The sequence below is a fragment of the Bacteroides sp. 4_1_36 genome (genome assembly GCF_003466325.1).
In the GTDB taxonomy this organism is placed as follows: domain Bacteria; phylum Bacteroidota; class Bacteroidia; order Bacteroidales; family Bacteroidaceae; genus Bacteroides; species Bacteroides uniformis.
This window is the reverse complement of record NZ_QSOX01000001.1, coordinates 572,998-585,693: the sequence shown is the minus strand read 5'-3', so window position 1 is coordinate 585,693 and position 12,696 is coordinate 572,998. Positions and strand designations below refer to the sequence as shown.

Sequence of the window (12,696 nt, the reverse complement as noted above, 5' to 3'; positions counted from 1 at the left end):
TTTTTGTTGCTCAGGTACTTAAAAAAAATATTTTATAATAGTGTTGCGGAATTAAGGATGATATTTTTCGCATAGGGCAATCAAACATAGGAAAATCGACCTTCTAAATCCTTATACTCCATTCTTGTTTTCAGGTTATCGAATTTGTATATAAACATCTTGTTAACCGGAACTTGATGTTAGGAATCAATCTTCCATATACAAACAAATGTATTTATTTGTTAAATATTCGTGCTATCAAGCAATAATTTCTGCATTCTAAAAAATAACTTTCAATCATCTGCTATCTTTGCTGATATATTATAATTCAAATAAAAATAACGATGAAAGAACTTTTAGAAAAAATGCAGGACACTTATGAAACGTTTAAAGCAAATGCTACGCTTCAATTGGAAAAACAGAATAAGGCTGCCGGGACTCGTGCCCGTAAGGATTCTTTAATATTGGAAAAACTGGCTAAAGAGTTCCGTAAAGCATCTTTGGAGGCAAGTAAAAAATAGTTTTCTTTCTGAGTAAAGAATAAAGCTGTCACAATTTATGTTGGTTGCTTACTTTTTTATTTATGAAAGATAAAAAATAACTCAGAACTTCTTTTGCATATATTTAAAGACTGATAAGACTACATTGATTGTTGGATTTCGTTTTTATTTATATTTTGCAAAAGAAAAAAAATAATAGAAAGCGTTAGCTTTTGTCATGCACCGAAATCTGGTAAATTTCATTCATCCGCAAGACAAACGGTTTTCGCCTATGCTTTGGCGTGGGCTTAACTTGTTTGCGGATAGGTTTTACCAGAACCTCGGTGCGACAGTTATGTCCCACGTTTTCTTTTGATTATAAAAATGCTTGACGGGACTTCAGGCCAAGAATTAGAGTATTATGAAAAGTACATTATTAAATGAACTTATGAAGATTCCCAAAGATGCCACTTTGATAACAATACAAGGTGTGGAGATGCAAGTTATAGATAAAGATGAAGCTGTGCGTTTATTAGACTCCGATCCGAATGACAGCAATATTCATGAATGCATATTAAGTAACGGTCATTTCTTGTTTCAAACAGAAAATAGAACCCTCGTTTCTTTGTATAAAGTGCTATAAGTATCAGAATAACACACAAATCCTATTCCTCTTCTATTCTTAAAAACTCTTGGACGGAGAAATGCCTGAATATTATGGGTAACTAATTGTATTATGACGATATTCTTTATGATGTTATATACGATTTATCTCATACAACTTTTTAATTAGATTAAAATGCCGAATCCACGAAAAAACTTTTCCCCGTCTATTAAAGAGGTTCTGACACTTTTCATTAGATATTGAGTACCTACAACACAACAAAGACAATAATCACTTTCTAAAATCTTACCTTATAAACATTCTCAATAAACTCTATTCGATAGTTGGCGCTACTCTTTCGATACAAATAGTATCAAAGTATGAAGCTAACACTCAATCGCAAATTCAGAGGCTCGACCTATACAATAGGCGACTTGTCCATCAACGGTAAATTTTTCTGTAACACCATCGAAGATACCGTAAGAGAACTTCCGGCTGTTTGCCCTAATACCCCTAATGGCTGTTCTTGTACTTGTAAGGAAAAGATCTATGCCAGAACTGCCATTCCCGCTGGGACATATAAAGTCACTCTTCAGTACAGTCCCAAGTATAAGAAAAAGATGCCGTATCTGCACGATGTGCCCCATTTCCTCGGTATCCTGATTCATTCCGGCAATACCGAATCTGATTCTGCCGGCTGCATCATCGTGGGAAATAACACGGTTAAAGGGAAAGTGTTGGAATCCCGTGCTACTTTCCAGAAATTATATTCCATACTTGAGTCCGAAACCGATATAACCATTCAAATCGTATAAGGAATGGCGGTCAACAGGCTCAAACCGCCTAAAAACCTGCATATCGAGTTTAAACCGTCACCACGACAATATGAACTGTGGAAGTTGTTGCAGCCTAATTATTGCCCCCACTGCGGTGGAGAAATAGAGCAAATCCTTGTCGGTTACGACCCGCAAAGGAATCCGCAGTATAAGCCGCAATGTAAGCAATGTAGGTCGCAAAATCTTCCACAGTTGATATTGGGTGGCGGAGCGGCAGGTGGCGGAAAGTCTTTTATCGGTAGCGTATGGTTGGTATCCTCGTGTATCCGGTTTGAGAATATTCGTGCGGTCGTAGCCCGTAAAACACTCAAATCATTGAAGGAATCGACCTGGAATACCATTAAGTCGATACTGAAAGATTGGGGACTTAAAGAGGATATAAATTACAAGATAAACAATCTCGAAGGCACACTCACATTCTGGAATGATTCGGTTATTATCATGAAAGAGATGGCAGATATCCCCAGCGACCCGAACTTCGAACGTTTTGGTTCGTCCGAATATACCATTGCTATGGTGGACGAGGTATCGGAGATTTCCGAACGGGCTGTCGAGGTGCTATTTTCCCGTCTCCGTTGGAGAACCCACGAAACGTTTAAGACGCCACGAATGTTGCTCACGACCAATCCGACGATTAACTGGGTGCGCTCCCGTTTTGTACAAGACGAGAATGGTGAAAAAGTTATTTGCCGTGAAGGTGAATCCTATATTCCGTTTTCCGTATTTGATAATCCGAATATTGCTTTTCGTCAGGTTTACGAGGCTGCATTGAACAAAATTCGGGATCAGGCCACCAAGGAACGCTTGCTTTATGGCAACTGGGACTTTGTGGAAGCTAACGATATGGCCATTTATCGCAGTTTTGATGGTTCCAGGCATCTTGTTACCGGGCTGAAAGAAAAAGTATATGATCCTACCAAACCGCTTGTTACGGTTTGGGATTTTAACGTCGCTCCCCAAATGTCCGTGCTTTCCTCACAGATAGACTACGACAACAAGAAGGTATATATACTTGAGGAAATACTCGGTAAGCCGGAGGAAAAAGAAAATAACACACCTGCATTGGCACGAAAAGTACGTTTGAAACTTTACCGTGACAAACATATCGGCGGAGTGGATGTAACAGGAGATCCATCCGGATTGCAGCGCTCCACCACTAACGAGGACGGAATTAACAACTACACCATCATTACGGACACTTTTGGTAAAGGAGTTCTACGCCCGAAAGTAAAACTTTTACGAAAGCAGCCTCCGCAGGCGACACGCTGTGAGTTTGTAAACGAGGTGTTCGATGGTTACAACGGCTGGGAAATACAGATAGACATCAAATGTCGGAAGCTCACACAGGATTTGATTTATCAGCTCCGCAACGAGGACGGTTCCAAGAATAAACAGAAGACTACCGATCCGAAAACCGGTGTAAAGTACGAGCGTTACGGTCATTTGTCCGACTGCCTTGACTATCTGCTATGTTATTATCTGCGCGACAGTTGGTACAAGTTTAAGAGTGGCGGAGACGGAAACGGATATGTGGTTTCTACCTCGGTTATTCAGGAAGGATTTTCATATTAACAACGAAATAAGAATATGTATAGACGGTTTCTCAATAACAACGATTATTTGGGTATCATCACTCAAGAAGCCCTTGCGCAGCTTACACGGGGCAATGACGGGCGATTTGTCCAGGCTGAAGAATCGGCAGAAATAAGTATCGTGGAATATCTCTCGGAGAATTACGAAGTGGAGAAAGAGCTCGCCAAAGGAAAATATATCGCCGACTATGACCGGCGCATTACTTATCCGGTGGGAGTGCATATCTACTTTGAAGGACAAATTCATGAAGTGATACGTTCCATCAGTGGTTATCGCAAGCCGTCAACAGTTATTTATTGGGAAGAGTGCTCCGATATCAATACAGATATAGCACAGGTAATAAATTATTCCCAGTTTAATACCTATTATCCAGGCGATAAGGTGAATTGTAATGGAGTTGTCTATACATGTCTTTCAGAGAATGGCTACAAGTTCGATGATATTCGTATTCCGATGGTTACCGGCTGGATAGAGATGGAAACATCCTTATGGCAGCCTGTTGAATATCCGTTATGGAGTGTGGTCGAATACGATGGAGGATTCTATACATTGATGACTTTTAATAATTTCGATTATAATCTTGATCCTATGAAATCCGATTGTTGGGGAGCTATCGCAGATTATGATCCGAAATACAATGCCTATGAGCTTTCAGAACACGAATATATTGTCTTCGACGGACATGTATTCTATCCTGAAACAGATGTAAATGCAGACACCCCTACTGTTGGACAGAATTTATCTCCGCATGATCCACGCAATTATAATCTCAAGAAACACATGGTTCGGTTGGCAATCTATGAGCTTACAAAATTGATTGCCCCGAACAATGTCAGTGTTGTACGTATGCGTGATTACGAAGATAGCATGAAATGGCTGAATGATGCGGCTAAACTACGCCTCAACCCGCAGATTCCTCGTAAATTGGATGAAAAGAAGAAGCCTGTGACCGATTGGCAAATGGCAACGTTTCAAACGGATTATGATCCGTACAAGAATCCGTGGCTGACTTGATTTCCTTTTTTCAAGAATAAGTATTATTCAGGTTTTTACTATCGTCTTTTATCTTGATATAGCCAATGGCAACCTGCATGTTGAATGACCGGTGCCGGCCGTAGTTTCTTTACTTCACAGCATATCCGGCTGATCTCGGTTATTTATTAATTTCCAACATACTATCTTCTTTTTTTAATAAACTCCATTAATAGTATTTCAATTATCACTCCAAACAACGAATCCTAAAACTAAAGTTATACTACTGTAATCTTTAAATAAATTCTTAATTGATACACATTGTCAAGTTATGAATACTGCCAAAACCCTGCAATTATTTTATTGTTATCAATATTTTTATATAGATACAATGCTCCATATCCAAAGATATAATTACCATCAATTAAATCATTTGGATAGTAATCTTCATCTATTTGTATAAAAAAATGTAATTATCTTTATTTAGATCCTTTATATAGTAATCTTCTTCTTGTATCAATATTGGATATTCAGAGAATGTTAAATATTGAGGTTTATTACTATTTTCATAGCCAACAATATTGCTTTTTCTAATGTGTTTTATTGTATATTCAATATTATCACTTTCTTCAGAAAATGGGTGAGTAAATACTTTAATAGAACAATTAGGATAGATATTACAATCAATCATAACATCATAGCTTTGAGGGACAAGTACTGTGATATATTCCTCCGGCTTCTGTGGGTTTTGAAAAGAAACATAGAAATTATAGCCTCTAATCCTCCAATTCGACCAACAATATTTTTTCCTTTCACTTGACTAATTTTAGCAACCAAATACATATTAATGACATCCTTTAATTAAACCATTATTATTTGCAAAGTCTATTGCTTCGCCTCGTAACTCCATCGCTTTTTTAGTAGCAAATGCTTTAGCATTAGCAGGGTCCCATCCTCTACTTACTAAATCTTCATAAATTCCCCTACGAGTTAACGCAGTATTCCGATTTATGTTCTGTAAAGCTGTTTGATCTTTTAATACATTGGGGTTATGTAAACCATAATTTGCTTGTAATTTTGAAATTCTTTTGTGCATACTTTCTTGTAAAGCAATTGCTGTATTAGAAGTTGCTCTACCCGATATGACATTATTGTTCCTTAGCCACGCATTCTGTAATAATTCGTGAGCAGTAAAACCATCTTTTGCATGAACTGGACTTCCGTAACCAGCAACACCAAATTCATTTAATAATCCAAAAATATCTACCCAACTATTAGAGTCAGATACAATGGCTACGTTTCAAACGGATTATGATCCATACAAGAATCCGTGGTTGACTTGATTTTCTTGCTTAAAGAAGAAGTGTCATTGAGGCTTTTACAATCGTCTTTTATCTTGAAGTTTTTGACAGAAATCAACAAATGATGGTGCTACAATAATTGCATCATTAGGATCATAACAAGATTCATAATCTACATATTTTATTTCTCCTGTTTGAATATCAATCCAAAAGTCATTATCTCCAAAATTATCAGCAAATGGGATGTTAAATAGAGTAAATTCATCAAACTCATCAGAATGACCTTGTCTTCTATCAATGGCATCAGGAATAGACATTGTATATTCAGAATCTTCATTATCTCCAATTAAAGGTATATTGAAGAAGCTACCAACTTCTAAAGAGTTATAATCTCCTTTAGTTATAGAATAAAAGTTATCACGATAAATATATGCTCCTTTTGTAAAATTTCCCCCATTTGTGACTAAATAGAATTCTATAAATTCTTTTTTACCAAAAAAATCATAGGGAACAGCTTCTTCTATATCATTAATAGACAAGTTTTTCCATTGATTTTCAAAAGGAATTTGGTTATTTATAAATAATGGTTTATTTGACATGTTGTTTAATTTTATATTATTTATAACAATTTACTTTCACTTTTAATTCATTTCTCTTTGCAGCTTCAGCTACAGCTTCATCGGTACCATACTTGAAACCAGTAGCTTTGTAAAAATCATCTGCTCCACCGACATGTGAATAAGAATGATAGTCTTGATGAACAAACTGCATTCTCATTGTATTTGTTTGAGGATCATAATCAATGTGATGTGCTCTCCAATTTCTACCGGGATCATTTATTCCAATTTTATTTGCTAATGCTTCTCTATCCTTAACATAAGAACCTGTAGCATCTATTGTAAATACTCCGTGCAAATTTTCAGAATTAGTAGTTTGAGGAGGTATAACACCACCACCATCTGAAAGAAAAATAATATGATCTCTATCTAATCCGAATATATCAATAGATGTATTCACATCCCGGGCATAGCTATATAAGCGTCCACCGCCTTTTAATTTAATTGGATCTTGCGAAAGATAATTTCCATTGTTGGGATTGTAATACCTGAATCTATTATAGTATAAATTCGTTTCTTCATCCTCGTACTGCCCTTGGTACCTAAATGGTATAAAGCATTGCTTACCCATGTAACTCTTTACACCACCATACACATCCAGCAACATTTCCCAGACAAGGTTTCCCTTACTGTCATACGCCTGTGTAGGTGTACCGAGATAATCCTGCACAATCGTATACCGTTCGTTCTCCGCTACCTTTGCCACAGGAGTGAACGACATGCCGTCATACACCCATGTAACAATGTCAAAGAACGTTTCCTGACGATCATAGCTTTCACGTCCCATTTCATCCGTAACAAGCTTCGGACGCTCGATCTCTGGAATGCTCCACTCGTGCAGCAACACATTTCCGTCCCAACAGAACTGCTTTGTTATTCCTCCAGAGGTTTTTGCCGTTCGCCTGCCGAGTGCATCATACTCAAAAGTTACTGTCTTGCCCTCTGGAGTAATCACGCTGCCCAACATACCATTTGCCAGCCATGTGTAACAGGTGTCACCCGGTTGCCATGCCAAAGTCTCAGATTCCTGTTTCGAGGCTTTGTCGCCACCAAAGATACGGAATATGCCCGGTTTATTACTTTCTTTTGGGATATTTGTCAAACTTCTACGGCTTTTCTGCACGAGATTGCCTTCACAGTCATATCGGTAGTTATACTCCCCGTCATTGAGGATACGTCCTCCACGGTCATATGTACGATCCTTGCGGTTCTCATTTCTGTACAGGTTGCCAACAATGTCCGGGGTACGGAAAATACGGTCGAACATCCCATAGTCGCCTCGTATAAGATTGCCCACAGCATCATAGTCGAACATCACCGGTTCCGACAACATATTACAGCGCATACTCATAAGCCGTGCGCCGACGTCCCACCGATAGCTGCGGAAGCCTGTATGTCGTCCGTCCGAGTAAACATTCCGGGAACGAACCATTCCCATATCATCGTAGTCCGTTGTGACACGGATACCTCCGGTGGCAAAACGCTCCACTTCACGTCCGGCTTCGTCACGGCGAATATCACTTTGCCATGCGGGTGTATCTTCCGCATGATTACCACGTGCATCTATACTGCTGACCAGACCGAAACTGTCATAACCCAGCGATATGTCCGCACCGAGAGAACTACGTACTTTTGTACGTCCGCCATAACGGTCGTATTCCGATTCCACGGAAACTACCTCTACCGGGCTGTCGCCTCCGGGAAGCAAGCGGGTCTCACGTACTACACGTCCCGCAGCATCACGCTCCAGCCGGATGCGTGCCGAGCCGTTTGCTGCCATAGTCAGATTACCAGACTTGTCGTAAGAGTATTCCTCTCTTGTCCCGTCATGGTACGATACGGTACATACCCGTCCCCTCGCATCGTACTCATATTCGGTATATCGTTCTCCGGGACGCTCCACACGGATGGTTTCCCCGGCACGGTTGCGTGTGTATTTTCGGGTCATACCGTCAAAACCACGTTCTGTGTGAACCTGTCCCGCAGCATCTCTTATAAAGCTATAAGTGTCACCCCGTTCATTCACCACATCTACTAAACGCTCCATACGATCGTAACGGAAGCGTACTTCCTTACCATCCTCCACACGTGAAGCAAGGCTTCCCAAAGGAGTGTAGGACATATACACATGGCGGTGTGCATCACGGGCTTCCGTCACGCTCTCATAGGCGTCATAACCCAATTCTACGGTATTGCCGTCGTGCGCATAGACCCTCGTGACACGTCCAAGCGCATCATACTCGAAACTGTCGGGACGAAGCTTTGGAGAGTACTCGGCCGTCACACGCCCCATATGGTCATATTTCCAGTGGCGGAGAATCTTTCCGTTCTCCGTCCACGACAAGAGGTTGAACCCGCTGTCGTAGGACAATTCACTCACACGATCTCCGCGTGTCATGGATACGAGCATTCCGTTATCATCATAGCCGAACTTTGTCACTTCTCCCATGCGGTCGATGGTACGTGTGACAAGGTGTCCCCGTTCGGCATCATAGAGCCGATGTGTTTTGTTCCCGGATGCATCCACATGGATAATAAGTCGGTCCTGCTCGTCATATATGTATGTTTCCTCGCTACCATCGGGATAGGTTACGGAAGTAAGGTTTCCGACTGCGTCATAACCGTAGCCCGTCACACGCCCTTCGGGATCTATTACCCGGTACAGTTCGGAATGCTCCGTGTATTCATACCGGGTCGTATTACCGAGAGGATCTTCAACAGAGGTGACAATCCGGTCGGGACGGTAACGGTAAGTCGTCACGCCGCCCGTAGCATCGGTAACAAGGTTAAAACCTTTCTCCGGATGATATTCGATATGTCCTTCCTGTATGCCGTCCTTACCATAGGTATGCACGCAACGCCCCAGGCTGTCATATTCCCAAAAGAAAGTGTCCCCATTGCGGTCGGTCTTCTCCACCATCAGGTGTCCGTCATAAACGATATGGGTCGTCTGGCCGAGCGCATCGGTGATGGTGTTCATATTCCCGTCATCGTCGTACCCATAGGACACCAGTGTCTCCATACCCTTGTCTGTCTCAAGGGACAAACGGGTGATAAAGCCCCGCAATTCGGTTTCCACCCTTATCCGACGGTCTGCGGCATCAGTGATGCCGGAAAGTTTACCATTGGAAAAATTAAATTCTATACCAAGACCATCCGGATTCATCAAACGGTTCATCCGGTATGATTTGCCGCCCTGCTCCTTGACATTGAATACGGATGTAAGTTGGGTATCATGGTCGTATGCTTCGTACCCCGTATCCGTATGTCGTAAGGTCATGCGTTCTTCACGTAGATAAAAATCTTCACCAGGGGGAATCATCGGGAATGCCACGGCACGTCCGTCTTCCATACGTAGGGAGGCAGCCCCCAATTCGGGAAGTTCCTGCACGCTACGGTCATAGAGACAGTGTACCCCGTGTCCCAGCCAGCCGGTATATAGGGAGTCGGAGTACCACGAGCGCTCCCATGCGAATGGTACAGGGGAAGGCAAATGGAAGTCCATGCCCTCGTACACTACCACGCCACCGATAAGATCGACAGGCTCAAAGCCCATCTTGCAGAGTTTTTTGGACAACTTTTGGGTACCGGGTACTTTCTGCATCACCTTACTTTTGAGTACCTTATGATTGAATTCGGTCAATATCTTTTTACCAAGCTTGCTGCCTTTCTTTCTTGCCACTTTCATAAGCGAGCTGAAACCTATACTGGAAACCAGCCCCATTGCAGCCCCACCGATATCGGGGATATACGGACCGCCCACAAATACGGGCTTGCCGGTAGGCATGGGTATGGAGAAGGAGGTCGGCGAGAACAGCGTGGGTTTCAGCTTTTTCTTTCCCGCCTTGCTGCTACCAAATGTTGCCGAGAGAGGAAGACCTATATCGTTACAGGTCATCAGCATGTATCCCTTGGGACTCAGGCGGCTACCGTCAGAAAAGACACTTTGCGAAGAGAAAAAGTTCATGCTTTCATGTCCGATGACCGGAGCCATGGCAAATGCCCCCATCAGGGGAATATGGGAACCGGTCAGGAGAATACCGCTCGTATCGGAAACACCACGCTTCAGACCGTTGATCGTGACATTCGTCCCAAGAAAGGGGATATAGTCCGCAGGATCAATCACTATACCGATATAAGGATGGATAGGATTATACGGAGGAACTGTCGTCGTATGGACGTCAACTCCCGTTACAGTCGTCATATGTGTGTCGGCTAAAAGCATGATGGTTTTCCGTTTTTTCTGTTTATTCCATTAAAAACTCTACATGTTAAAATTCAGAACTCCTCCCTTTATGTTGGTCATCGTTTTTCCATCTACATCCACCGTTGTCCCTTTGATAGCAACACTTTGGGTACCATTCGTTTCAACGGTCGGTGCATTTGTCTTTACAATAGTGGAACTTTTAACTTCCGTTTCGGAAGTTCCCTCAATTGATGTCTTGTCACTTTTTACACAGACTTCCTTGTCTCCTTTGGTGTCGACCTTTTCATCAGCAAAGATTTCAATCACTTTGGAATGTAAAGTGATTTTTTCTTCCGAGTCTATGGTGATGGTTTTGTCTCCGTTAAGCATGACTTTGCTTCCTGTCGGATCCGATATCAGAATACTTCCGGCATCATCATCTATGGTAATGGTACAGCCGCTTCTCGTTGTCAGGCTCTTTTTCTTGTTCCCGCTGTCTCCTCCGGTTCCGGTTTTTCCATTAAACAAACTTCCAAGCACGAATGGGCGGTTGGGATCGTCATGACGAAAGGCAACAAGAACGAGGTCGTCCTTTTCCGGAATAAATACAAAACCTCTGTTCGAGGGTACTTTGTCACTCATACCGGCATCCGGAGCCATTACACGAATCCACGAGGTCTGCATCCCTCCGGTTTGCCAGTGCATCTTTACCTGCACACGGCCCTGTTTCTTAGGATCGTCATTGCTGATTACCACAGCCTGCTGGGTCTGTGCCACGGGCAGAGGTACATCCGGAGCCGGAATGCTTGCAACCGTAGAACTGAGGGCCGTGAAACTGTTATAATAGTTATTTCCCGTACCTATCACGTGGGTAATCTCGGTAATGATATACGAACCGAGGCTTTGTTCCATAAAAATGGACTTTTCCGCATGTATGGCGGTTGTTATATCAACGACACTTCCGACTGTCAGCAAATAGTAGTCGCTTTCACAGGTTATGAAGTGAGAGGCGGCAGTGTCACTCTGCTGTTTTTTCTGGAAATAAGAATCAAGCTCTCCTTTGTTGGCTACCCGCGGTTCGGCTGACTGGTTGGCCGGTGATTTGAATAAAGACAGGGAGGATTGGAATGCCGAATTTCCTAAAGCATTCAATCCTTTAGGCGCATCAGGGGAACTGGAATCGTATTTTTGATTGTCCGGTGAATGGTAGGACTGCCCGGCTAACGGACGGGCAAGGGTCTGGATGGAGATATCAAGACTATGGAGATTCCGCCCGTATGTTAAGGGAATTGCAGAAGAAAGTGCGGGTTTCCCGAAAATAAGCTGTGTCCCATCATAATACAGCCATTCATGGTATTGCCGTGCCAACCTTCTGATAAAATCAAAATTACTTTCCCTGTATTGGCACTCATATTCTATTTTTTCTGTATATTCAGGAGCGATAAGTGCTTTTACTCCCGCTTTTTCACAGACCTCATTGACAATATTTGCAAGCGTCTTGTTCAGCCATGAAGCGCAATGCAAGTCTGATTCCAAAAGATATGTTGTGGAGTATCCGCTTAAAAGCAGATATCCATGGTTTCCGGAAGAGCGGTGCATGGAAACATGGGTGGCAATCCCCATAAATGTATTGCTTCCCATCTGTATGGAAACCTTTTTTCCGAGCCAGTTCTTAGCCTTTTCCAAAGAATGTGCCGCATAAACTTCTCCGACCTCTATATCAAGGCTTATCTCGAAATAGTGGTGGTTATTGATGACCTGCTTCAGCACTATCTGTTGAAACGAATGTAGAGGATTACCATCTACGTTTATTGATATTTTCTTTTCTTCCAGCATGGCAACGGAATATTAAAAGATTGATAAATTTTCCGTTGCCGCTTGTTTTTACAAACGACAACGGATAAATATTCGGTGCTATTATCTGAAAATATCAGTTCTTCGGCCAGCGATTGTCCAAAGCGGCGTTCCCCACGTTGATCATCTCAGCCGAGAAGGTCAGCGCAATTGTCATTGGCACTTCGTTGTTCACATCGAGGGTTTCCTTGTAATGTACGATGTAGGCGTTCTTGAATTCGATTTCCTTCATCTTCGCATCCTCCTCGATTTTCTTGTAGACAATCTTTCCCTCC

Annotated in this window: 10 protein-coding genes; 5 read left to right on the top strand and 5 right to left on the bottom strand. The window is 42.1% G+C overall.

Annotation, left to right across the window (positions count from 1 at the left end; all coding sequences use genetic code 11):
* Positions 1-323 precede the first annotated feature (323 nt).
* The 5 genes from DXD65_RS02790 (at position 324) to DXD65_RS02770 (ending at position 4,505) form a co-directional block, all read left to right on the top strand.
* The gene (locus DXD65_RS02790) at positions 324-500 is read left to right on the top strand and encodes a histone H1 (RefSeq protein ID WP_032532785.1); all 177 of its coding nucleotides are present in this window, start codon (positions 324-326) and stop codon (positions 498-500) included.
* A 379-nt stretch (positions 501-879) separates the two neighbouring features.
* Positions 880-1,101, top strand: a complete 222-nt coding sequence (locus DXD65_RS02785) for a hypothetical protein (protein ID WP_101602681.1) — start codon at positions 880-882, stop codon at positions 1,099-1,101.
* 341 nt (positions 1,102-1,442) lie between these two features.
* Positions 1,443-1,877, top strand: a complete 435-nt coding sequence (locus DXD65_RS02780) for a DUF5675 family protein (RefSeq protein WP_101602682.1) — start codon at positions 1,443-1,445, stop codon at positions 1,875-1,877.
* A 3-nt stretch (positions 1,878-1,880) separates the two neighbouring features.
* Positions 1,881-3,470 carry a phage terminase large subunit gene (locus DXD65_RS02775; RefSeq protein WP_101602683.1) on the top strand — a complete coding sequence of 530 codons (1,590 nt, stop codon included), beginning with the start codon at positions 1,881-1,883 and terminating at the stop codon, positions 3,468-3,470.
* 15 nt (positions 3,471-3,485) lie between these two features.
* Positions 3,486-4,505: a hypothetical protein gene (locus DXD65_RS02770; RefSeq protein ID WP_101602684.1), complete on the top strand. Its 1,020-nt coding sequence runs from the start codon at positions 3,486-3,488 to the stop codon at positions 4,503-4,505.
* A gap of 802 nt (positions 4,506-5,307) precedes the next feature.
* On the opposite strand, the gene DXD65_RS02760 is transcribed toward DXD65_RS02770, so the two are convergent.
* From DXD65_RS02760 to tssD, 5 genes are all read right to left on the bottom strand, one after another.
* Positions 5,308-5,559 (bottom strand): hypothetical protein, encoded by a 252-nt coding sequence (locus DXD65_RS02760; RefSeq protein ID WP_101602687.1) that lies wholly within the window; start codon positions 5,557-5,559, stop codon positions 5,308-5,310.
* A 282-nt stretch (positions 5,560-5,841) separates the two neighbouring features.
* A complete protein-coding gene (locus tag DXD65_RS02755) occupies positions 5,842-6,363 on the bottom strand; it encodes an SMI1/KNR4 family protein (protein ID WP_101602688.1) in 522 nt (173 codons plus the stop codon).
* Positions 6,364-6,379: 16 nt separating this feature from the next.
* Complete coding sequence (locus DXD65_RS02750) at positions 6,380-10,606, bottom strand: RHS repeat-associated core domain-containing protein (RefSeq protein ID WP_101602689.1); 4,227 nt, start codon at positions 10,604-10,606, stop codon at positions 6,380-6,382.
* 39 nt (positions 10,607-10,645) lie between these two features.
* Positions 10,646-12,403, bottom strand: a complete 1,758-nt coding sequence (locus DXD65_RS02745; protein WP_101602690.1) for a type VI secretion system Vgr family protein — start codon at positions 12,401-12,403, stop codon at positions 10,646-10,648.
* Between the two features lie 94 nt (positions 12,404-12,497).
* Positions 12,498-12,696 (bottom strand): type VI secretion system tube protein TssD (gene tssD / locus DXD65_RS02740; RefSeq protein WP_304650830.1); only part of this gene is annotated, 199 nt, incomplete at its 5' end.

What these genes read in the sequence shown, in the direction of transcription:
- DXD65_RS02790 (WP_032532785.1), top strand. Translation starts at nt 324, where the DNA reads ATGAAAGAACTTTTAGAAAAAATGCAGGACACTTATGAAACGTTTAAA.
- DXD65_RS02785 (WP_101602681.1), top strand. Translation starts at nt 880, where the DNA reads ATGAAAAGTACATTATTAAATGAACTTATGAAGATTCCCAAAGATGCC.
- DXD65_RS02780 (WP_101602682.1), top strand. Translation starts at nt 1,443, where the DNA reads ATGAAGCTAACACTCAATCGCAAATTCAGAGGCTCGACCTATACAATA.
- DXD65_RS02775 (WP_101602683.1), top strand. Translation starts at nt 1,881, where the DNA reads ATGGCGGTCAACAGGCTCAAACCGCCTAAAAACCTGCATATCGAGTTT.
- DXD65_RS02770 (WP_101602684.1), top strand. Translation starts at nt 3,486, where the DNA reads ATGTATAGACGGTTTCTCAATAACAACGATTATTTGGGTATCATCACT.
- DXD65_RS02760 (WP_101602687.1), bottom strand. Translation starts at nt 5,559, where the DNA reads ATGCACAAAAGAATTTCAAAATTACAAGCAAATTATGGTTTACATAAC.
- DXD65_RS02755 (WP_101602688.1), bottom strand. Translation starts at nt 6,363, where the DNA reads ATGTCAAATAAACCATTATTTATAAATAACCAAATTCCTTTTGAAAAT.
- DXD65_RS02750 (WP_101602689.1), bottom strand. Translation starts at nt 10,606, where the DNA reads ATGCTTTTAGCCGACACACATATGACGACTGTAACGGGAGTTGACGTC.
- DXD65_RS02745 (WP_101602690.1), bottom strand. Translation starts at nt 12,403, where the DNA reads ATGCTGGAAGAAAAGAAAATATCAATAAACGTAGATGGTAATCCTCTA.